The following is a 19,093-nucleotide window of genomic DNA, read 5'->3' on the forward strand; positions in this document are numbered from 1 at the left end:
CCATGGCCACTCCATGATCTTCATCGCATGACCTTCATCCTCGGACTCACCGGCTCGATCGGGATGGGGAAATCGACGACCGCGGCCTTCTTTCGCGCGCGTGGTGTGCCGGTGCATGATGCCGATGCCTGCGTTCACGCGCTCTATCGCGGCCGCGCCGCGCCATTGATCGGCGAGGCCTTTCCCGGTGTCGTCCGTGACGGCGTGGTCGATCGCGCGCGTCTCTCAGTGGCGGTGGTCGGACAGGCGGAGGCGCTGAAGCGGTTGGAGGGCATCATCCACCCGCTCGTTCGCGAGGAGGAGGAGGCCTTCCTCGGGAATAGCCGCAAGGCAGGCGCAGGGCTTGTCGTGCTCGATATTCCGCTGCTGCTGGAGACCGGCGGGCAAGGGCGTTGCGATGCCGTGCTCGTCGTCACCGCCTCGGCCGCGGTCCAGCGCGCCCGCGTCCTGGCGCGCCCGGAGATGACGGAGGAGAAGTTCGCCGCCATCCTCGCCCGCCAAATGCCGGATGCGCAGAAGCGCCGCCAGGCCCATTTCCTTGTGGACACGGGCGGCGGTCAGCTGGCCGCGCAGCGGCAGGTGAGTTCTATCCTGAGCGTCCTTGCCGGCCGGCCTGGCCGCAGGCTTCCAGTGGAGAGCGCCGCTCATGCGTGAAATCGTCCTCGATACCGAGACGACCGGCGTTGAAGCCAATAGCGGCGATCGCATCGTCGAAATCGGTTGCGTCGAGCTGGTCAATCACTGCCCGAGCGGGCGCAATTTTCACGTCTACATCAATCCCGAGCGCTCGATGCCGGACGGCGCCTTCAGGGTCCACGGCCTCTCCGAAGCCTTCCTCTCTGACAAGCCGCTCTTTGCGGCGATCGCCGATGGCTTCATCGAGTTCATCGGCGATGCGCGCCTCGTGATCCACAATGCTGCCTTCGATATCGGCTTCCTCAATATGGAGCTGAAGCGGCTCAGCTATGGGCCGATCGAACAGCACCGCGTCGTCGACACCCTGGCCATGGCGCGCCGAAAGCATCCCGGTGCCTCCAACAGCCTGGACGCGCTCTGCTCGCGTTACGGCATCGACAACACCAGGCGCACCAAGCACGGCGCGCTGCTCGACTCCGAAATCCTGGCCGAGGTCTATATCGAGCTGATCGGCGGCAAGCAGACTTCGCTTGGCCTGGGCGTCGCGATGGCGGGTGACGGTGGCGGACTCGGCGGCGCGGCGATCGACCGTCCGCAACGCCAGCGGCCTCTCGCCTCCCGCCTCGACGACGCAACCATCGCCGCCCACGAAACCTTCATCCGCACGCTGAAGACGCCGCTCTGGAGCGGCTATCTCGGCCTGACCGACGAGGCGTGAGCGGGCTTCGTAGAGCGGTCGTCATTGCGAGCGCAGTGTTCAGCCTTGAGAGATGGCTGAAGCATCCAGCGTCTCGCACGAGGCCCCTGGATTGCTTCGTCGCTGCGCGTCTCGCAATGACGGAAAGAGACTGGACGGAGAGCGACTGATCAGCTCTTCGTCTTGCGCCGCGACAGCATGTTCAGGCCCTCGATCGCAGCCGAGAAGGCCATGGCGGCGTAGATGTAGCCCTTGGGCACATGCGCGCCAAAACCCTCGCCGATCAGCGTGCCGCCGATCATCAGCAGGAAGCCGAGCGCCAGCATCACGATGGTCGGGTTGCGCTCGATGAAGCTCGCCAGCGGGTCGGCCGCGAGCAGCATCACCAGAACCGCGAAGACGACGGCGATCACCATCACCGGGATATGATCGGTCATGCCGACGGCGGTGATGATGCTGTCGATGGAGAAAACGAGGTCGAGCAGCAGGATCTGGACGATGACGCCACCGAAGGTGACGGCCGCCGCCTTGCCGCCATCGAAGACGTCGGGCCCATGGTCGGCATCGACCTTGTGATGGATCTCCTTCGTCGCCTTCCAGACCAGGAAGAGGCCGCCGGCGATCAGGATGATGTCGCGCCAGGAGAAGGCCTTGCCGAGCACCGAGAAGACCGGGGTGGTCAATTGCACGATGATGGCGACGGTCGAGAGCAGGCCGAGCCGCAGGATCAGCGCCAGCCCGATGCCGATCTTGCGGCCGCGCGCGCGCTGCTCCTCCGGCAGCTTGTTGGTCAGGATCGAGATGAAGATCAGGTTGTCGATGCCCAGGACGACTTCCATGGCGATCAGTGCCCCGAGCGCGGCCCACACCGTGGGGTCGGCGGCAAGCGTCATCAGATAGTCCATCCCGGCTCCTTCATGTCGCGAAACGGCGGGCGCCCGAATGAGCGTCCGCCGTCGACTGCTCCGCGAGATGGAAATTCCCCCGGCCCGCCGCAAGGGGTGGGTGAGCAGAACCGTCAACGAAAAAGGGCCCGCGAGGGCCCTTTCCGTAGCAAGTCATGCTGCCGGGAAGGCTCAGGCGTTCGGTGCGCCCTGGGCCTGGAGCTCCTGCACGCGCTGCTGGAACAAGGCCGCGAAATCGATCGACGGCACATAGAAGGGCGGGAAGCCGCCGTTCTGGACCGCCTCGGCGATGATCTGCCGGGCGAAGGGGAAGAGCAGGCGGGCGCAGTCGATCACCAGCACAGGATGGATGTGCTCCTGCGGCACGTTCTGGATGCGGAACACGCCGCCATAGCTGAGATCGAAAGCAAACAGCGTCTCGCCGCCGAGCTCGGCCTTGCCCTCGAGCTGCAGCACGGTCTCGTAATCGTCCTCGCCGAGCGGAGCGGTCGAGACGTTGACCTGCAGCGACATCTGCGGTCCCTGCTGCGTCTGCTGGCTGAGCGAGCGCGGCGCCTTGGGATTCTCGAAGGAGAAATCCTTGGTGTACTGGATCAGGGCGCTCATGCTCGGAGCCGTCTCGGGGGCTTGCGCGCCGTTGCCGTTGGGAATGTCGTTGGCCATCGGTCCCATCATGATCTGAAGGCTGACTTAAGGAAATCCCGGGCCGGATTAAGACGTTCGGGACTGTGCGCCGTCCTGCGGTGCAATGCGGGCGTCGGCTATCATGGACGCCACCCTGGCACAAGAAGCCGCCTTCACAAGTTCAGGGGTGGATGTTACGAGCCTTGATCACCATATCACGCTTCACGGCCGAAAACCTTTAGGGGACAGGCCGATGCAAGGCGGCCACTGGAGCTTCGGATCAGGTTTCGATGCAAAATTCCTTCGACATGACGACGATTATTTTCCTGGCTCTGGCCGTTTTCGTCGCCTGGAAGCTGCGCTCGGTGCTGGGTCAGAAGACCGGTCAGGAACAGCCGCCGACCGACCCCTTCGCGCGTCGCGAGGGAACGCCGGTGCGGCCCGACCAGGCTCCCCCGGCTGACAGCAAGCGCGACAACGTCATCCGCCTGCCCGGCGCGGCCAATGATCCCGCGGTGAGCCCGGCTCCCGCCGCCGACCGCTGGAAGGATATCGCGCCCGCGGATTCGGCCATCGTTGCCGGCATCGAGGCGATCATCCGGCAGGAGCCGGGCTTCGACCCGCGCGCCTTCATCGGCGGCGCCAAGGCAGCCTATGAGACGATCGTCACCGCTTTCGCGCGGGGCGACCGCAAGGTGCTGAAGGGCCTCCTCGCCAAGGAGGTCTATGAGGGCTTCGAGCAGGCGATCACGGATCGTGAGAAGCGCGGCGAAAAGGCTGAATCCTCCTTCGTCTCGATCGACAAGGCGGAGATCACCGCCGTCGACGTCAAGGGCAAGAACGGCCAGGTCACGCTGGCCTTCGTCTCGCAATTGATCAGCGTCACGCGCGATGCTCAGGGCGCGGTCGTCGACGGCAGCGCCGAAGCGGTCTCCGAGGTCAACGACATCTGGACTTTCGCGCGCCAGCTCGGCAGCCGCGACCCCAACTGGCTCCTGGTCGCCACCGAATCCGCCGCGTGATCCGTGGCGCCGTTGCTGCGCTGGCGCTTGGCCTCGTGGCTTGCGGTGCGGCCATGAGCGCAGCGCTCGCCCAGGCCCCGCCACTGCCGCCCGGCGCGCGCGCCGAGGCGGTGTCCGTCGCCGGCATTCCGGGATGGGCCAAGGACGATCATCGCATTGCCCTGGACATCTTTGCACGCGGCTGCATGACAGACCCGCCGCTGCGAGCGTCTGTGCCGACCCCCGAAGTGCTGGACCTCATCTGCGCCCGCACCCGTCTTCTGGCGCAGAAGGCCCGACCCGATCGCGAGACGGCGCGTCGGTTTTTCGAGCAGAATTTCTCGTTCTGGCGAATCCGCCCCGCGGCCGCTGAGGCCGGCTTCATGACCGGCTATTTCGAGCCCGAATTCGAGGGCTCGCTCACGCGCTCCGCAGCTTTTCCGACGCCGCTCTATGGCCGCCCGGCCGATCTGGTGACCCGCCAGCCCGGCGATGACTGGCCGGGCATCGAGGCCGGGTTATCGGCGGCGCGCCGTACGGCGCGGGGGCTCGTGCCCTTCCCCGATCGCGCCGCGATCGAGGCGGGAGCGCTCGATGGCCAGAGGCTCGAAATCCTCTGGATGCGCGATCCGGTCGATCGCTTCGTGCTGCAGGTCCAGGGCTCCGGCCGGATCCGTCTGCCCGATGGCCGGGTGACGCGACTGGTCTATTCCGGCCGCAACGGCCACGCCTATACCTCGCTCGGCCGGGCGCTGAGCGAGCGCGAGAACATCCCGCCTGCAGAGATGACGATGGACCGGTTGATCGCGCGACTGAAAGCCGATGCCGGCTTCGCCCGCGATCTGATCGCGCTCAACCGTTCCTTCGTCTTCTTCGCGCGCCGGGACGATCTGCCGCCGGATTCCGGACCGATCGGCGGAGCCGGCTTGCCGTTGACGCCTTTGCGCAGCATCGCGATCGACCGCACGGTCTGGCCCTATGGCCTGCCCGCCTGGATCGATGCCACGATCCCCGATGGACAAGGCGGCAGCGAACGGCTTTCGAGATTGATGATCGCGCAGGATACCGGCTCGGCAATCCTCGGGCCGGCGCGGGTCGACCTCTTCGTCGGTTCGGGTGCGGTGGCCGGACATCGGGCGGGGCTGATCCGCCACAACTTCGATTTCACCGTGCTCTGGCCGCGCGATCCGAGGCCCTGACGATGCGGTCGCGGCGGGGCAAGACATTGTCGCCGGCCGATATCGCGCTCTGGCGCGAAGTCGCGCGCTCGGTGACCCCGCTTCCCGGCCGCAAGCCGGTCGAGCCCGAGCAGCCGGAGCCGGCTGCGCCCACCCCCATCATGGCTGAGGCCACCATTCCAGCGGTGGCTGCAAAGCTGGCCCAATCCAGACCGGCGCCACCGCCATTGGCGCCGCTCGAACGCCGCCTGCGCACCCAATTGCGGCGCGGCCAGCAGGGCGTCGAGGCGGTGATCGATCTGCACGGCATGCGCCAGGACGAAGCGCATCTGGCATTGCGCGCCTTTCTGCGGCGCGAGCAGGCGCGCGGCTGCAAGCTCGCGCTGGTCGTCACCGGCAAGGGCGCGGCTGGAGACAGCCTGTTCGGCGAGGAACGCGGAGTGCTGCGCCGCATGGTGCCGCATTGGCTGCGCCTGCCCGATCTGCGTCCGCTGGTCGTCGGCTTCGAGGAGGCCGAGCAGCGCCATGGCGGAACAGGGGCGCTCTATATACGCCTGCGCCGCCAGCGCGAGATCGGGCCATGACCCCCTTCGGCCAGAGGGTGCGGGCCCTGCGCGCGGCCCGTGGCGTCACCTTGGCGCAAATGGCGGGCTCGCTCGGCGTCACCCCGGCCTATCTCTCGGCGCTGGAACACGGCAAGCGCGGTCGGCCGACCTTCGTGCTGATCCAGGGCGTCATCCATGTGCTGGGCGTGATCTGGGACGAGGCGGATGAATTGGTGCGCCTTGCCGATCTCTCGCATCCGCGGGTCACGGTCGATACGGCCGGCCTCGATGCCGAGGCGACGCTGCTCGCCAACCGCCTCGCCCGCGAGATCGCGGTATTGGAGCCGGATGAACTCAAACGTCTTGCGGATATCCTCGACGAAGCCGCGATTCGCCGCGCTGCTGCGCCGGATTGAGCCCGGCTTGCTTGACCCGAAGCCCGGCGGATGCAACACGCGCCGCCAACCTCTCCTTAAGATCAGCATCCGGACCTGTTCATGAGCAATTCGCGCACCGACGTCCTCGCCCTCGGCAACGCCATCGTCGACGTCATCGCTTCCGCCGAGGAGGACTTCCTGGCCAAGCACGACCTCGCCAAGGGCGCGATGATGCTGATCGACGAGGCCCGCGCCGAGGCGCTCTACGCCGCCATGGGCCCGGGCAAGGTTATTTCCGGCGGCTCGGCCGCCAACACCATCGCCGGCCTCGCCTCCTTCGGCGGCAAGGGCGCCTTTATCGGCAAGGTCAAGGCCGACGAGCTTGGCAAGCTCTACCGGCATGACCTGACCTCGCTCGGCGTCTCCTTTGACACGGCTTTCGCGGCCGATGGTCCGGCGACCGCGCGCTCCTTCATCATCGTCACGCCCGATGGCGAGCGCACGATGAACACCTATCTCGGCGCCTGCCAGGGGCTCACTGTCGCCGATGTCGACGCCAAGGCGGTTGAGAGCGCCGACATCATCTATCTCGAAGGCTATCTCTGGGATCCGCCGGCGGCCAAGGAGGCCTTCCGCAAGGCCTCAGAGATCGCCCACAAGGCCGGTGGCCGCGTTGCCATCACGCTCTCGGATTCGTTCTGCGTCGACCGCTATCGTGACGAGTTCCTCGGCCTGATCCGCAACCGCATGGTCGATATCGTCTTCGCCAACGAGCACGAGCTGAAGAGCCTCTACCAGACCGCTGACTTCGAGACGGCCCTGGCGGCGTTGCGGGCCGAGAACATCCTCGCCGCCGTGACCCGCTCGGAGAAAGGCGCTCTGGCCGTGACGCCGGACGGCATCGTCGCCGAGCCGGTCTTCCCCGTCGAGCGCATCGTCGACAGCACCGGCGCGGGTGATCTCTTCGCTGCCGGCTTCCTCTTCGGCCTGACCTCTGGCCGCGAGGTGCGCGACGCATTGCGCCTGGGCGCGCTCGCCGCCGCCGAGATCATCAGCCATGTCGGCGCAAGGCCGGATGTGAACCTGAAGGTGCTGGCAGGGAACGAAGGGCTGCTGTGAGCCCTTCCTTCTCCCCACCAAGATCGGGCTTGCCCGATCTTGGCAAGTAGGAGGCCCATGTCGGAAACATCCGACATGGGTGGGAGAAGGTGTCTGCGGAGCAGACGGATGAGGGAAGGGTCGCGCAAGCGGCCCTTTTTTCTTGTCTTGGGTTGAGGCTCTGCCCTCATCCGTCAGCGCTTCGCGCTGCCACCTTCTCCACCCATCTCGGGCTTGCCCGAGATGGGCAACCCAAAGTGTCAAAGTCGGCAACAGCCGACTTTGATGGGGGAGAAGGGAAAACCACACCCCTCAATACAGCGTCGCCTTCACCCGCTCCGGCAGCGCCTTGTCATAGGCTTCGCCGTCGAAGGTCTCGAGCTTGTCGTTCTTCTCCGTGATCGCGCGCAGGATCTGTCCGGCGCTCGGCAGGCTGCGCTTGTCGAGCTGTGCTGCCGGGTTCCAGAGGTCGGCGCGCACCACTGCGCGCGAGCACTGGAAGTAGGCGCTCTCCACCGCGACCACGATCACGCAGGCCGGCAGCTTTCCGGCCATCGCGAAGCCCGCGCAGAGCTCGGGATCGGTCGAAAGCGTCGCCGTGCCGTTCACGCGCAGCGTTTCGCCGTAACCGGGGATCAAAAAGAGCATTCCGATTCGGTTGTCGAACAGGATATTCTTCAATGAATCCAGACGGTTATTGCCTCTTCTGTCCGGAATCAGGAGCGTTTTCGCGTCCCGGAGTCGCACGAAGCCCGGCATATCCCCACGCGGTGAGCAATCCAGACCGTCCGGACCGTTGGTCGCGAGCACGAAAAACGGCGAGGCGGCGATCAGGGCGCCGTAATTCGCATCGACGTGATCGATCTCCTTGGCGACCGAGGCCGGGGCGATGGGGTTGGGATAAAGTGCCGCAAGGTCATCAAGCGAGGTGAGGGTGTGGTCGGGCATGCCAATCTCCATGGGGCCTAATAGTCTAGACTATTGACGATCAGCCGTCACCCCGGCTTCACGCCGGCCGGACCCATACCATCCCGGACCCATGCCATCTCAGGACAAGGCGCGCGCGATCGCCTGGGCCAGGCCGGCCGGATTCTCCCAGGCCATGGCATGCCCGGCTGCCGGTATGATGGCGACGTTGACGCCGAGCCGGGGAAGACCCTCCGCATCGCTGCTTGGAAGTGTCGCCTCTCCGAACAGGACGCAGCGCGGCTGCGGCAGCTCTGCGAGCATCTCGCGCCAGCTCGGGATGCTGCCGGCGACCAATGAGCAGGCCCCGCGATGCGCCGCATAGGGGGCGCTGATGGCGAGCGACGCGGCCCAGATAGCGTTGCCTTCGGAGCGGCTGGCCTGGACGAGTTCGTCATGGCCGCGCTCAATATAGTCGCACTCGGTCATGGCGGCGATACGCCGGCTGAAAAAGCCGCCGCCGGGCTCCAGATTGGGCTCGCCGAGGACGAGCCGCCTAAGGCGCTCACCCAGCATCCGCGCCGCCGTGATGGCCACCGCCCCACCCATGCTGTGGCCGAACAGATCGAGCTCGGTCAATCGCAGATGCTCGGTCAATGCCACGATGCTGCGGGCATGGTCCTCGATGGTGTAGCCGAACCCGGTCGGCCGATCGCTGAAGCCCGAGCCCAGCAGGTCGACCAGGAGCATGCGCCGCCCCCGCAAGGCGGCGTCCGCCGCGACGCTCGGATAGTCGCAAGACGAGGCGCAGCCCAGCCCATGGATGAAGAGAAGCGCAGGGCCTTCGCCTGCGATGTCGTGATAGCGCAACCCCGCATCGGCGGCTGGGACGGTGAAAGACTTCATTGCTGGACCCTGGTTTGCCGCGGAAGACTGCAGCAGCTCGCATCATGGATCTGTCAGCATCGCCTAAGAGCAGGATCCATCGATCCTGCTCTCACTCTTTGATGAGAGACGAGCAATAAAAAACGCCCCGCATCCTGCGATGCGGGGCGTCTCGTTTCACGTGAATCGTGTGCTGCTTACTCGGCGGTGGTGCGCTCGCGGCTCTTCTCGGCGTCGCGAGCGGCCTTGAGCTTCTCGGTCAGATCCTCGCCGGTCTCCTGGTCGACGACCTTCATCGAGAGGCGGATCTTGCCGCGCTCGTCCTGGCCGAGGAACTTGACCTTGACCTTGTCGCCTTCCTTGACGACGTCCGAGACCTTCTGGACGCGAGCCGCAGCCAGCTCCGAGATATGGACCAGGCCGTCCTTGGCGCCGAAGAAGTTCACGAAGGCGCCGAACTCCATGATCTTCACGACGGTGCCGTCATAGATCATGCCGACTTCGGCTTCGGAGACGATCGACTTGATCCACTTGATCGCGGCTTCGATCGACTTGCCGTCGGCCGAGGCGATCTTGATGGTGCCGTCGTCCTCGATATTGACCTTCGCGCCGGTCTTCTCGACGATTTCGCGGATGACCTTGCCGCCGGAGCCGATGACTTCACGGATCTTGTCGACCGGGATCTTCATCGTCTCGATGCGCGGGGCGTACTCGCCGAGCTGGCCACGCGAGACCGAAAGCGCCTTGTTCATCTCGCCGAGGATGTGGTCGCGACCGCCCTTGGCCTGATCGAGGGCGACCTTCATGATCTCCTCGGTGATGCCGGCGATCTTGATGTCCATCTGCAGCGAGGTGATGCCCTCGGCCGTGCCGGCGACCTTGAAGTCCATGTCGCCGAGATGGTCCTCGTCACCCAGGATGTCGGAGAGCACCGCGAAGCGCTCGCCTTCCAGGATCAGGCCCATCGCGATGCCCGCAACCGGCGCCTTCAGCGGCACGCCGGCATCCATCAGGGCAAGCGAGGTGCCGCAGACGGTGGCCATCGAGGAAGAGCCGTTCGACTCGGTGATCTCCGAGACGACGCGGATGGTGTAGGGGAACTCCGACTTCGCCGGCAGCATCGGGCGAATGGCGCGCCAGGCGAGCTTGCCATGGCCGATCTCGCGGCGGCCGGGCGAGCCCATGCGGCCAGCTTCACCAACCGAATAGGGAGGGAAGTTGTAGTGCAGCAGGAAGGTTTCCTTGTAGGTGCCTTCCAGCGAGTCGATGAACTGCTCGTCGTCGCCGGTGCCCAGCGTGGTCACGACCAGCGCCTGCGTCTCGCCGCGGGTGAACAGCGCCGAGCCGTGGGTGCGCGGCAGGATGCCGGCCTCCGCGACGATCTTGCGCACGGTCTTGAGATCGCGGCCGTCGATGCGGACGCCGTCGTCCAGAATGGTCCAGCGCACGACCTTGGCCTGGGCTTCCTTGAACTGGCCGCCGACCTGCTCCTTGGTGAAGGTGGTCTTGCCGTCCGGCGTCTCCGAGATCAGCGAAGCGACCTTGGCCTTGGCGGCGTCAAGCGCCTTGTAGCGCTCGGCCTTGGTCCTGATCTGGTAGGCGGCGCGGATATCCGCATCGACAAGCTTGAGAACCGCGTCGAGAACGACGGAGTTGTCGGCCGGAACGTAGTCGCGCGGCTCCTTGGCGGCCTTCTCGGCCAGGCGGATGATCGCGTCGATGACCGGCTGGAAGTGCTTGTGGCCGAACATCACGGCGCCGAGCATGATCTCCTCGGAGAGCTGCTTGGCTTCCGATTCAACCATCAGAACGGCGTCGGGCGTGCCGGCGACGACGAGGTCGAGCTGCGATTCCTTGATCTCGTCGACCAGCGGGTTGAGCTTGTAGGCGCCGTCGAAATAGCCGACGCGGGCAGCGCCGACCGGGCCCGTGAAGGGCACGCCCGACAGCGTCAGCGCGGCGGAGGCGGCGACCATCGCGACGATGTCGGGGTCGTTCTCGAGGTCATGCTGCAGCACGGTGCAGACGACCTGCGTCTCGTTGCGGTAACCCTCGACGAAGAGCGGGCGGATCGGTCGGTCGATCAGGCGCGAGACCAGCGTCTCTTTTTCGGTGGGGCGGCCTTCGCGCTTGAAATAACCGCCGGGAATGCGGCCGGCGGCGAAGGTCTTTTCCTGGTAGTTCACGGTCAGCGGGAAGAAGTCGATCCCGGCCTTGGGCGTCTTGGCGGAGACGACGGTGGCGAGCACGACGGTCTCGCCATAGGTCGCGAGCACGGCCGCATCGGCCTGGCGGGCGATCTTGCCGGTTTCGAGCACGAGCTTGCGCCCGCCCCAGATCAGTTCTTCGGTCTGTACATCGAACATGGATTTGTCTTTCGGATCGGATGCGACCCGGCCGGTGTCTCCGGCCCATGAGCAAGACGGCGGAAAGCTCGGGTTTTGTGAAAATATGCGCCCGAGCGCTCGGCGATCCTGCCATGGACATCGAGGACGCCCGGCGGGTCATGCGGGAAGGCCGCCCCTTGCGGCTCCCGCGATGAAATCAGGACGCCGCCCCATTGCGGCAGATCCTGGAAAACCGCCCGGAGCGATGTCGCACCGGGCGTGAAGCAGTCAGCGCTCGATCAGCGGCGGATGCCGAGCTTCTCGATCAGGCTCTTATAGCGCGGCTCGCTCTTGCTCTTGAGATAGTCGAGCAGCGAACGGCGCTGCGAAACCATCTTGAGCAGGCCGCGACGCGAATGGTTGTCCTTGACATGCGACTTGAAGTGGCCGGTCAGGTTGTTGATGCGTTCCGTCAGGATCGCGACCTGGACTTCCGGCGAGCCGGTGTCGTTCGGCTTGGTGGCGTGTTCCTTCATGAGCGCAGTCTTGCGCTCGGCAGTGATCGACATCGTGAGATCCTCATATTGGGGTTGATCTGGCGGGCCAGGCCGGGATGTCGTCCAGCAAGGTCCGAAGCCCGCAATCGCTCTCATCGAGGAGAGGATGCGCAGCCGGCTTTCACGCCGGTTGGCTGGGCATATACACGAAACGGCGGGAAAGGCTAGCGCGATGCGGTTTCAGCCAAATCCGGCCCGGCCCCGCGATCATAGCGCCGCTGCGCCGCCTCGACCGTGCCGATATGGGTTTCCGCCCAGATCCTCAGGCTGTCGACGGTCACGGCAAGCGTCCGGCCGAGTTCGGTGAGCGAATATTCGACCGTGACCGGCACGGTCGGGAAGGCCTCGCGGCGGATCAGGCCGTCGCGCTCCAGGCTCTTCAGCGTCTGCGATAGCATCTTCTGGGAGATCGCTTCGATGCGCCGGCGCAGTTCGTTGAAGCGCAGCGTCTCATGCTCGAGCAGGATCAGGATCAACACCGCCCATTTGTCGCCGATGCGGTCGAGCACCTTGCGGGTCGGGCATTGCGCGTCGAAGGGATTGGGGCGCTGCAGCATGCGGGTTTCCTGGAGGTGACCATGTCTCGCGGAAGTGCCTTCTTTACGGAAGGGAACAGGCGAGCCATCTAGGCTCCATTGGAGTGGTAGTATCCATCAGATACTGGAAAAACAGGACCATGTCATGACAATCGCACTCATCGGCGCCACCGGCTTCATCGGCTCGCGCATTCTGTCGGAGCTGGTCTCCCGCGGCCATAAGGTCACGGCCATCGTCCGCAATCCGGAGAAGGTTCCAGCCTTGCCCGGCGTCACCGCTGTCAAGGGCGATATCTTCGACAAGGACAGCCTGGCCAGACTGCTTGCCGGCCATGAGGCGGTGATCAGCTCCGTCCATTATCTGGCGAGCGATGCGGAAGCGCTGCTCGGGGCCGTGAAGCAGTCCGGCGTCAAGCGCTACCTCGTCGTCGGCGGCGCAGGCAGCCTTGAGGTCGCTCCCGGCGTGAAGCTGTTCGACACGCCCGATTTCCCCGCGATCTACCATGCCGAGGCCAAGAAGGGTGGCGCCTATCTCGAGCTTCTGCGCCAGGAGACGGCGCTGGACTGGAGCTTCCTGTCGCCCTCGGCCGTGATCGCTCCCGGTGAGCGGACTGGAAAGTTCCGTCTCGGCGGCGATCAGCTGCTGGTCGATGCCGGCGGCAACAGCGCGATCTCCGCCGAGGATTTCGCGGTGGCGCTGGTCGATGAGCTGGAGAAGCCGGCCCATAGCCGCAGGCGCTTCACGGTCGGTTACTGAAAAAATGCGCGGTTACTGAAAAAACGAGGGCCGGCGCCACCCTGCGCCGGCCCTTTTTCATGCGGCGCTGCGTGCGCCCGGCCTGATGAAGCGATGGTCGCCCAGCGTGAGAATGCCGCGGCGGGTTTCGCCGATCGCGGTGCGGCCGGTATCGCCCTCGAAATAGAGGCGCGACCCGTCGACCTCGTAGCGGCCGCGATAGATGTCGCGACCCGCACGGAGCGTCTTGCCATAGCGGCCGTTCGGCAGGAGCGAGAGCCGGGTCGCCCCGTCATCGGCGACCCAGACGCCCATCATGGCGCGCTCGGCGGCGTTGGGCTGCATCAGGGCTTCGAGGTCGATCTCGAGCGGGTGGGTTGCGTTGTTGGCGCGGATGGATCCGGTGAGCGCGCTGAACGCGGTGAGAACGCGATTGAACTGCATGGCTTGCTCCTGTGTTTCGAGCGGCCACCTAATTGGGCCAGTGCGAGGAGATGAATGCCGCATGCGGGCTCGCGGGCGATAGACCGAAGCGCCGCAAGGATTGCCTGATCCTCCGTGAGTGCTGGCTTCGGGTCGCAGGAACCACCAATTCCTTGTATGAAAATCCAGACGCTGGCGCCGTTTGGACCAGCGTTGGCCCTATGATGGAGCGGTTGGATGCGGCAGGCGGATGAACTGGCGGCGTTGCTCGGCCGCCTCGTGACCTTGGATGGCGTGCATCAGACAGCGATCCCGCGGCTTGCCCTGATCCGGTCCAGCCAGCCGACCGAGCCGATGCATGGGCTGCATCTGCCGGCGCTCTGCATCATCGTGCAGGGCCGCAAGCAGGTCATGCTGGGCGAGCAGATCTATCTCTATGATCGGACGCATTACCTGGTCGTCTCCGTAGATCTGCCGATCATCGGCCAGGTGGTGGAGGCCAGCACTGAGGAGCCCTATTTCTCCGTGAGGCTCGATCTCGATCCCGTCCAGCTCAGTGCGCTGATGCTGGAGAGCAAGCCCAACGCGACCAAGCCCAACGCGACAAAACCCGGCGAGGGCGGTCATACCGGCGCGGGACCGGGGCTTGCCGTGAATCCGGCAGCGCCCGAACTGCTCGATGCCATGCTGCGGCTGGTCAGGCTGCTGGAGACGCCGCATGACATCGCGGTTCTGGCGCCGCTGGCCGAGCGCGAGATCCTCTACCGCCTGATGAATGGTGAACAGGCGGCCCGCCTGCGCCAGATCGCGACGGCGGAAAGCAAGTTGCAGCAGGTGAACAAGGCCATAGGCTGGATCAGGCGCAACTACGACAAGACCTTCAGCATCGAGGTGCTGGCGTCCGAGGCGAGCATGAGCCCCTCGGCGCTGCATCAGCATTTCAAGGCGGTCACCGCGATGAGCCCGCTGCAGTACCAGAAGCAATTGCGCCTGCAGGAGGCGCGACGGCTCATCCTGGGCGCGGCGCTGGACGCCGCTTCCGCCGGTTTCAGGGTCGGCTATGAAAGCCCGTCGCAGTTCAGCCGCGAATATCGCCGGCTCTTCGGCGCGCCGCCGCTGCGGGACGTTGCAAGGCTGCGCGGTGCTTCAGCCTTGGAGATGGTTGGAGCCTGAGGCTGCGCTCAGGCCTTCCCCGTCTCAGAACTCCTCCCATCCGGCGTCATTGGCGCGGCCGTTGACGGCGCGCTTGGCCGGTGCAGAGGCCCGCGCCGGGGCGTGGGCCGGCGTCGCCGCCCGGGATTGCCCGAAGGCGGCTTCGGCGAGCTTGCGCAGGCGCGCGGGCTCCGAGCCATGACTGGCCGGTGAGGCAGCTGCACCCTCAGGACCCGTCCTGAAGGCCGCGACGAGGTCATTGAGCTGGACGATGCGGCCCGAGAGCGAACCGGCAGAGGCTGCGCTCTGTTCGGCGAGCGCCGCATTGGCCTGCGTCATCTCGTCGAGATGGGCGACAGCCTGGCTCATCTCGTCGATGCCGTTGGCCTGTTCGCCAGACGCCGCCGAGATTTCGGCGATGGTGGCCGCGACCTTCTGCGAGGCCGCCAGGATCTGGGTCAGGGCGTCGCCGGCCTGGCGCACCAGCTTGACGCCGGCATCGACCTCCATGTTGGAGGACGAGATCAGGCCGGAGATATCCTTGGCGGCAGCGCCCGAGCGCTGCGCCAGCGTGCGGACTTCCGAGGCGACGACCGCAAAGCCCTTGCCGGCATCGCCGGCGCGCGCCGCTTCCACCGCCGCGTTCAGCGCCAGCAGATTGGTCTGGAAGGCGATGTCGTCGATCACCCGGATGATGTCGGAGATCTTCTGCGAGGCGCTCTCGATGCGCGCCATGGCATCGACTGCCTGACCGGCGATCACGCCGCCTGACTGGGCTGCCTGCATGGCCTCGGTCGCGATCGCGGCGGCGTTCTTCGAGGCCTGGGCCGAGGCCTTCACCGAGGCTGCGAGCTCCTCGGTCGTGGCTGCGGTCTCCTCCAGCGAGCTCGCCTGCTCCTCGGTGCGCTTCGACAGATCGTCAGCACCCATGGTGATTTCGCGGGCGGCCAAGCCGACATCCGCAGAGGTCGTCTGGATCGTGCGTACCGTCGAGGACAGGCGGTCGACCGTCTCGTTGATCGCGCCCTTGAGTTCGGCGAACTTGCCGCGATAGGCGGTCTCGATCCGGGCGGTCAGGTCCCCGCCCGCAACCGCGTGCAGGGCGGCGGCGAACTCGGATGTGGCGCTGTCGACCACGGCATTGATCTCGTTGATGCCGGCGACGAGCTTCTGCATCTGCTCATCGGCATGCTCGATCTGCAGCCGTGCCGAGAAATCGCCCGACGCCGCAGCCGCGACCACATCCCCGACATCGGAGACCACGGCCTCCATCGATTGCGCCCGCGCCAGGCGAGCGGCCGAGGCTGCGCGCTCCGATTGCTCAAGCTCGCGCATCTTGACCAGATTTTCCTGGAAGACCGACAAGGCGCTCGCCATCGCCCCGATCTCATCCTTATGGCTGATCCGCGGCAGCGCGGCATCGAGATCGCCCTTCGCCAGCTGCGTCATCGCCGTCGTCATCTGCGCGAGCGGGGTGGTGACGCGCGAGCGCACCACGACATATCCAGTGATGGCGATCAGCAGGCTGACGAGCAGGACGGCGCCATATTTCAGGAGTTCGGAAAAGGCCTGATCTGCGGCTGCATTCGCTCCTGCGATGGCCTGGTCCAGCGCCGTGCTGGCGACGGCCGCGATGGTTTCGAGCGCAGGTACGATCTCGCCGCGCCACTGGTCGACCGACATGCTGGGCTTGCTGCCGGTGGTCGCCTGGGCGACGAGCTTTTCGCGCATCTCCTTGACCGGGCCGGAGAAATAGGTGGCTTGGCCCTTGACGATGGCGGCTTTGATCACCGGGTCGGTCTGGGCGGTGTCGGCCATGTCGCGCAGGGCCTGCCAACTGGCCAGCGCGCTGGCGTCATTGTTTAACAGGATGCGCGTCTCCCTCGCGTCGAAGGGGCGCTGCTGCGCCGTGATCGTGCTGACCATGACGCCGGACGTGCCGGCATAGGTGCGTGTCGCCCAGGAAAGCGCTCGCGCGACCACGAGTTCGGTCAGAGCCGGATTGAGCGCGCGAATCTCGCTGTCGACGGCCAATGACGTCTTGTCGAGGCTGACCAGCAGCTTCTCGCCGACAGCGAGGATACGCTCGGGCATCTGCTTGTCGCGGCCCTCGGCCGGCTGTTTGAGCTCGCTCTCGACGCTGTCGCGGAGCTTGCGAGTCTCGTCATAGATGGCGGCGAGGTCGCGCTGGAACGGGGCGAGAGCCGGGCGGTTCGAAGCGGTCAGTACCGAATTCGCCTGTGCGATGGCGTCGTCGACTTGCTTGCGTCGCTGCTGATAGGTGGCGATCGAGGACTGGTTCTTGTCGCTCGGCAGGATGACGGCGCTCTGCATCGAGGCGCGCTCGAGCCGGAAGGCGCCGAGCGCATCGAACAGGTTCCGGTTCAATCCCGCCAGCCCGACAACCTGCTGGGACACGCCGTAGCGCTTGTAGGAGGACCAGATTTCCTGGAGCGTCAGGCCGCAGGTCGTCAGCGCCATCGCGCAGATCAAGCCGATCAGGATATGCCTGATCGACAGGTTCGAAGTCGACAAAGTCATGTGCGGCCCCAGCTCGCCCGGCCGCGCGCGCTTTCTGCCGCACGGCAACTGGATCAAATTGCCGCAGAAGCCTTGAAATTGCGTTTACGCTTGATTTACCAACCTATGCGTGCAGGTGATTCCAAACGAGTTCACAGGTTGAAGACGCTGCATGGCGCCAGCTCGCTATTGTCGATCGAGCCGGTCGCGATCAGCACGCCACCCTATTTCACGGCGCCCTGCGTCATCCCGGCGATGAATTGGCGCGATAGCACGATGTAGACCAGCGTGATCGGCAGCGCCGCGATGGTGAGCCCGGCGAACAGCATGCCCCAGTCGGTCGCGTACTCGCCGATGAATGTGGTCAGGCCCTGAGGCAGCGTCTTTCGCGCATCGCTCTGGATGAAGATCAGCGGGAAGAAGAAATCGTTCCAGACCGGCACGGCATTGTGGATGCCCGCGATCACCAGAGGCGGCTTGCACAAGGGCAGCATGATCGACCACATGATGCGCGGCTCGGAGGCGCCGTCGATGCGGGCGGCATCCTCGAGTTCGCCCGGTAAGGTGCGCAGGAAGCCGGTCATGATGAAGACGGTCGATGGCAGCCCCATCGCGGCATAGATCAGGATCAGCGAGAGCCGCGAATCGATCAGCCCGAGCCCGTTCATCTGGACGAAGAGCGGGATGATCGCGAGCTTCAGCGGCAGCATCAGCCCGGCAAGGAAGATCAGGAAGATCGGCGTCGCCAGCGCAAACCGGTAGCGTGCAATCGCATAGGCCGCCATCGTCCCCAGTACCAGGATCAGCGCGACCGAGACGCCCGTGACCAGGATCGAATTGCCGAGATAGCGCAGGAAATTGGCTTCCTCGACGATACGGACGAAATTGTCGACATGGCTGAAATCTGGCGGCGCGAAGGGCCTGGCGAAGATCTCCGCCGTCGGCTTGAAGGCAGCGAACACCATGATCACGATCGGGTAGAGCATCAACGCTGAGTTCAGGATCAGCACGAGCTGGACCATGCCGGCGCTGGCAAGATCGCCGGGACGAGCGAACCAGCGCGTCACAGCGCGATCTCGCGTCGGCGCAGACGAATAGTTGCCGCCGTCGCGACAGCCGCCATGAACAGGAAGAGCAGTGTCGCCAAGGCCGAACCATGGCCAAAATCCTGAACGCTGGCACTCTGGTTGCCGAAGGCGAGGCGGTAGAACACGAGGCCGAGCACATCGGTCGAACCGAAGGGCGAACCTTCGAGACCGGTCATCAGATAGGGCAGCTCGAACCAGTTGAAGGCGCCGATGAAGAGCAGGGTGAAGGTCACCGTCGCGCTCGGCGCCGCCAGTGGCCAGACGATGCGGCGCAGAACCTGGATCTGGCTCGCTCCATCGAGTTCGGCGCTTTCCAGGACCTCGCGCGGAATGCGCTGCATGCCCGCAAGGAAGACCAGCGTCGGGAAGCCGATCCAGTGCCAGGCATTGGCGAAGATCAGGGCGGCAAGCGCGGTGCGGCTGTCGCCCAGCCAAGGCAGAGCGAGGCTGCCCAGCCCCGCCGCGTTCAGCGCGCCGTTCACTGCGCCAAAATTCGGATGAAGCAGCAGCTTCCAGAGGAAGGCGACGATCACGCTCGACAGGATGACAGGCAGGAAGACAGCGACCCGGTGAAAGCGAAAGCCGAAGGGCTCGCGGTGCAAGAACCAGGCGAGCAGAAAGCCGCCGCCGTTCTGCACCACGAGCAGGGCCGCGAGCACGATCAGGTTGTGTCCGAAGGCGCGCATGATCGGCTGCGCGTAATGCGGCTTCGTGAACAGGTCGACGAAATTTTCAAGCCCGACGAAGGCCTCGCGCGACAGGCCATGCCACGCGAAGAAGGCGTAAGAGAACGCTGACAGGATCGGATAGACCACGAACACCGCCATCACCGCCAGAGGCGGCGTGACGAGGAACGTCACCCAGACCCGGTGGCGGGTGGCCGAACCCATATCCGACATGGC

General features: G+C 65.4%; 20 protein-coding genes. 9 read left to right on the forward strand and 11 right to left on the reverse strand.

What is annotated here, in order from left to right; genetic code table 11:
- Positions 1 to 27: 27 nt before the first annotated feature.
- Positions 28 to 654, forward strand: a complete 627-nt coding sequence (gene coaE, locus BHK69_RS04640) for a dephospho-CoA kinase (protein WP_069689086.1) — start codon at positions 28 to 30, stop codon at positions 652 to 654.
- Complete coding sequence (dnaQ, locus tag BHK69_RS04645; protein WP_069689087.1) at positions 647 to 1,354, forward strand: DNA polymerase III subunit epsilon; 708 nt, start codon at positions 647 to 649, stop codon at positions 1,352 to 1,354. Before coaE ends, dnaQ begins: the two co-directional genes overlap by 8 nt.
- Before the next feature lie 149 nt (positions 1,355 to 1,503).
- Here dnaQ and BHK69_RS04650 read toward each other — a convergent pair whose 3' ends face one another.
- Together BHK69_RS04650 and secB are read right to left on the reverse strand one after the other, a co-directional pair.
- Positions 1,504 to 2,238, reverse strand: a complete 735-nt coding sequence (locus BHK69_RS04650; RefSeq protein ID WP_069689088.1) for a TerC family protein — start codon at positions 2,236 to 2,238, stop codon at positions 1,504 to 1,506.
- Positions 2,239 to 2,409: 171 nt separating this feature from the next.
- On the reverse strand, positions 2,410 to 2,901 hold the full coding sequence (gene secB, locus BHK69_RS04655; RefSeq protein ID WP_069689089.1) for a protein-export chaperone SecB: 492 nt from the start codon (positions 2,899 to 2,901) through the stop codon (positions 2,410 to 2,412).
- Between the two features lie 251 nt (positions 2,902 to 3,152).
- Between secB and BHK69_RS04660 the strand changes: the two genes are divergently transcribed.
- From BHK69_RS04660 to BHK69_RS04680, 5 genes are all read left to right on the forward strand, one after another.
- Positions 3,153 to 3,884 carry a Tim44/TimA family putative adaptor protein gene (locus BHK69_RS04660; RefSeq protein ID WP_069689090.1) on the forward strand — a complete coding sequence of 244 codons (732 nt, stop codon included), beginning with the start codon at positions 3,153 to 3,155 and terminating at the stop codon, positions 3,882 to 3,884.
- On the forward strand, positions 3,881 to 5,062 hold the full coding sequence (gene mltA, locus BHK69_RS04665; RefSeq protein ID WP_148663319.1) for a murein transglycosylase A: 1,182 nt from the start codon (positions 3,881 to 3,883) through the stop codon (positions 5,060 to 5,062). Before BHK69_RS04660 ends, mltA begins: the two co-directional genes overlap by 4 nt.
- 2 nt (positions 5,063 to 5,064) lie before the next feature.
- Positions 5,065 to 5,625 (forward strand): Smr/MutS family protein, encoded by a 561-nt coding sequence (locus tag BHK69_RS04670; RefSeq protein ID WP_069689091.1) that lies wholly within the window; start codon positions 5,065 to 5,067, stop codon positions 5,623 to 5,625.
- The gene (locus BHK69_RS04675) at positions 5,622 to 6,002 is read left to right on the forward strand and encodes a helix-turn-helix domain-containing protein (protein ID WP_069689092.1); all 381 of its coding nucleotides are present in this window, start codon (positions 5,622 to 5,624) and stop codon (positions 6,000 to 6,002) included. The genes BHK69_RS04670 and BHK69_RS04675 overlap by 4 nt, the downstream gene beginning before the upstream one ends.
- A gap of 81 nt (positions 6,003 to 6,083) precedes the next feature.
- Positions 6,084 to 7,082 carry an adenosine kinase gene (locus BHK69_RS04680; RefSeq protein ID WP_069689093.1) on the forward strand — a complete coding sequence of 333 codons (999 nt, stop codon included), beginning with the start codon at positions 6,084 to 6,086 and terminating at the stop codon, positions 7,080 to 7,082.
- Between the two features lie 291 nt (positions 7,083 to 7,373).
- Here the strand turns inward: BHK69_RS04680 and BHK69_RS04685 are convergent, their stop codons facing one another.
- From BHK69_RS04685 to BHK69_RS04705, 5 genes are all read right to left on the reverse strand, one after another.
- A complete protein-coding gene (locus BHK69_RS04685; protein ID WP_069689094.1) occupies positions 7,374 to 8,009 on the reverse strand; it encodes a pyridoxamine 5'-phosphate oxidase family protein in 636 nt (211 codons plus the stop codon).
- 99 nt (positions 8,010 to 8,108) lie between these two features.
- Positions 8,109 to 8,873 carry an alpha/beta fold hydrolase gene (locus BHK69_RS04690; RefSeq protein ID WP_069689095.1) on the reverse strand — a complete coding sequence of 255 codons (765 nt, stop codon included), beginning with the start codon at positions 8,871 to 8,873 and terminating at the stop codon, positions 8,109 to 8,111.
- Positions 8,874 to 9,049: 176 nt separating this feature from the next.
- Positions 9,050 to 11,218, reverse strand: coding sequence for a polyribonucleotide nucleotidyltransferase (gene pnp / locus BHK69_RS04695; RefSeq protein WP_069689096.1), 2,169 nt, complete (start codon positions 11,216 to 11,218; stop codon positions 9,050 to 9,052).
- 260 nt (positions 11,219 to 11,478) lie between these two features.
- Complete coding sequence (gene rpsO, locus BHK69_RS04700; protein WP_069689097.1) at positions 11,479 to 11,748, reverse strand: 30S ribosomal protein S15; 270 nt, start codon at positions 11,746 to 11,748, stop codon at positions 11,479 to 11,481.
- Between the two features lie 152 nt (positions 11,749 to 11,900).
- Entirely contained in the window at positions 11,901 to 12,293 is a 393-nt protein-coding gene (locus BHK69_RS04705) for a winged helix-turn-helix transcriptional regulator (RefSeq protein WP_425285548.1), read from the reverse strand.
- A 124-nt stretch (positions 12,294 to 12,417) separates the two neighbouring features.
- Here BHK69_RS04705 and BHK69_RS04710 point away from each other — a divergent pair, with 124 nt between their 5' ends.
- Positions 12,418 to 13,029, forward strand: a complete 612-nt coding sequence (locus BHK69_RS04710) for an NAD(P)-dependent oxidoreductase (RefSeq protein WP_069689098.1) — start codon at positions 12,418 to 12,420, stop codon at positions 13,027 to 13,029.
- A 57-nt stretch (positions 13,030 to 13,086) separates the two neighbouring features.
- Here the strand turns inward: BHK69_RS04710 and BHK69_RS04715 are convergent, their stop codons facing one another.
- Positions 13,087 to 13,452: an Atu4866 domain-containing protein gene (locus BHK69_RS04715; RefSeq protein ID WP_069689099.1), complete on the reverse strand. Its 366-nt coding sequence runs from the start codon at positions 13,450 to 13,452 to the stop codon at positions 13,087 to 13,089.
- A gap of 216 nt (positions 13,453 to 13,668) precedes the next feature.
- Here BHK69_RS04715 and BHK69_RS04720 point away from each other — a divergent pair, with 216 nt between their 5' ends.
- A complete protein-coding gene (locus BHK69_RS04720) occupies positions 13,669 to 14,604 on the forward strand; it encodes an AraC family transcriptional regulator (RefSeq protein WP_069689100.1) in 936 nt (311 codons plus the stop codon).
- A gap of 24 nt (positions 14,605 to 14,628) precedes the next feature.
- Here the strand turns inward: BHK69_RS04720 and BHK69_RS04725 are convergent, their stop codons facing one another.
- The 3 genes from BHK69_RS04725 to BHK69_RS04735 all read right to left on the reverse strand — a co-directional run bounded on the left by BHK69_RS04725 (position 14,629) and on the right by BHK69_RS04735 (position 19,090).
- A complete protein-coding gene (locus BHK69_RS04725) occupies positions 14,629 to 17,124 on the reverse strand; it encodes a methyl-accepting chemotaxis protein (RefSeq protein WP_069689101.1) in 2,496 nt (831 codons plus the stop codon).
- Positions 17,125 to 17,327: 203 nt separating this feature from the next.
- On the reverse strand, positions 17,328 to 18,170 hold the full coding sequence (locus BHK69_RS04730) for a carbohydrate ABC transporter permease (protein WP_069689102.1): 843 nt from the start codon (positions 18,168 to 18,170) through the stop codon (positions 17,328 to 17,330).
- Positions 18,167 to 19,090, reverse strand: a complete 924-nt coding sequence (locus tag BHK69_RS04735; protein WP_069689103.1) for a carbohydrate ABC transporter permease — start codon at positions 19,088 to 19,090, stop codon at positions 18,167 to 18,169. Before BHK69_RS04735 ends, BHK69_RS04730 begins: the two co-directional genes overlap by 4 nt.
- Positions 19,091 to 19,093: the final 3 nt, after the last annotated feature.

This window comes from Bosea vaviloviae, from assembly GCF_001741865.1.
GTDB lineage: Bacteria > Pseudomonadota > Alphaproteobacteria > Rhizobiales > Beijerinckiaceae > Allobosea > Allobosea vaviloviae.

Coding starts and splice junctions, on each gene's coding strand:
- coaE (WP_069689086.1), top strand. CDS start 28: ATGACCTTCATCCTCGGACTCACCGGCTCGATCGGGATGGGGAAATCG.
- dnaQ (WP_069689087.1), top strand. CDS start 647: ATGCGTGAAATCGTCCTCGATACCGAGACGACCGGCGTTGAAGCCAAT.
- BHK69_RS04650 (WP_069689088.1), bottom strand. CDS start 2,238: ATGGACTATCTGATGACGCTTGCCGCCGACCCCACGGTGTGGGCCGCG.
- secB (WP_069689089.1), bottom strand. CDS start 2,901: ATGGCCAACGACATTCCCAACGGCAACGGCGCGCAAGCCCCCGAGACG.
- BHK69_RS04660 (WP_069689090.1), top strand. CDS start 3,153: ATGCAAAATTCCTTCGACATGACGACGATTATTTTCCTGGCTCTGGCC.
- BHK69_RS04670 (WP_069689091.1), top strand. CDS start 5,065: ATGCGGTCGCGGCGGGGCAAGACATTGTCGCCGGCCGATATCGCGCTC.
- BHK69_RS04675 (WP_069689092.1), top strand. CDS start 5,622: ATGACCCCCTTCGGCCAGAGGGTGCGGGCCCTGCGCGCGGCCCGTGGC.
- BHK69_RS04680 (WP_069689093.1), top strand. CDS start 6,084: ATGAGCAATTCGCGCACCGACGTCCTCGCCCTCGGCAACGCCATCGTC.
- BHK69_RS04685 (WP_069689094.1), bottom strand. CDS start 8,009: ATGCCCGACCACACCCTCACCTCGCTTGATGACCTTGCGGCACTTTAT.
- BHK69_RS04690 (WP_069689095.1), bottom strand. CDS start 8,873: ATGAAGTCTTTCACCGTCCCAGCCGCCGATGCGGGGTTGCGCTATCAC.
- pnp (WP_069689096.1), bottom strand. CDS start 11,218: ATGTTCGATGTACAGACCGAAGAACTGATCTGGGGCGGGCGCAAGCTC.
- rpsO (WP_069689097.1), bottom strand. CDS start 11,748: ATGTCGATCACTGCCGAGCGCAAGACTGCGCTCATGAAGGAACACGCC.
- BHK69_RS04705 (WP_425285548.1), bottom strand. CDS start 12,293: ATGCTGCAGCGCCCCAATCCCTTCGACGCGCAATGCCCGACCCGCAAG.
- BHK69_RS04710 (WP_069689098.1), top strand. CDS start 12,418: ATGACAATCGCACTCATCGGCGCCACCGGCTTCATCGGCTCGCGCATT.
- BHK69_RS04715 (WP_069689099.1), bottom strand. CDS start 13,452: ATGCAGTTCAATCGCGTTCTCACCGCGTTCAGCGCGCTCACCGGATCC.
- BHK69_RS04720 (WP_069689100.1), top strand. CDS start 13,669: ATGCGGCAGGCGGATGAACTGGCGGCGTTGCTCGGCCGCCTCGTGACC.
- BHK69_RS04725 (WP_069689101.1), bottom strand. CDS start 17,124: ATGACTTTGTCGACTTCGAACCTGTCGATCAGGCATATCCTGATCGGC.
- BHK69_RS04735 (WP_069689103.1), bottom strand. CDS start 19,090: ATGTCGGATATGGGTTCGGCCACCCGCCACCGGGTCTGGGTGACGTTC.